Consider the following 674-nt stretch of genomic DNA (forward strand, 5'->3'; position numbering starts at 1 on the left):
GCTCTCCGGTGGTGAGAAGCAGCGGCTCGCCATCGCCCGGTTGCTGCTCAAGGAGCCTTCGATCGTCGTCCTGGACGAGGCCACCGCCCATCTCGACAGCGAGTCCGAAGCCGCCGTCCAGCAGGCCCTGGCCACCGCGCTGGCCGGTCGGACGTCACTGGTGATCGCCCACCGGCTGTCGACTGTCCGTGACGCCGACAGGATTCTCGTCGTCGAGGACGGACGGTTGGTCGACAGCGGCCGGCACACCGAGCTGCTGGCCCGCGGCGGCTTGTACGCCGAGCTGTACCGCACCCAGTTCGAGACCCAGTTCGAGACCCAGGGCGAGAGCCGGTTCGGCGAGGTCCGGGGGCAGGCCCTGGACGCGGGCCGGGTCGAACCGACCAACAGCGCAGCGATGGCGGACGCTCGGGGCCGGGACGTGGTGGACACCGAGAACCGGGACACAGATCGAGGTGAGACGGGGCGGGACCGCGCAGAGCGGGACGACACGCAGGCCGCCACGGTCGTCTGATCCGGCCGGCGAGGCGGGGCCGGAGGCAACCCGCCTGCCAGGAGCCGGTGGGCGGGCCGTCCGGGCTGTTGCGCACAGGTCTTCCGGCCCGCCGTTGCGGACCGTCCGGCGCGCCCGTCCGGATGGTACCCGAGTGCCGGGTCAGGGTGCGGTCTATCCC

Annotated in this window: 1 protein-coding gene; it reads left to right on the plus strand. The window is 72.4% G+C overall.

The genetic code is table 11. The annotated features are described in order from the left end of the window. On the plus strand, window positions 1–514 hold a 514-nt coding region (locus DD1DGNOD_RS09510), incomplete at its 5' end, for an ATP-binding cassette domain-containing protein (protein ID WP_131769932.1). Between the last annotated feature and the right edge of the window lie 160 nt (window positions 515–674).

The sequence above is a fragment of the Candidatus Protofrankia californiensis genome (assembly GCF_900634765.1).
Taxonomy (GTDB): domain Bacteria; phylum Actinomycetota; class Actinomycetes; order Frankiales; family Frankiaceae; genus Protofrankia; species Protofrankia californiensis.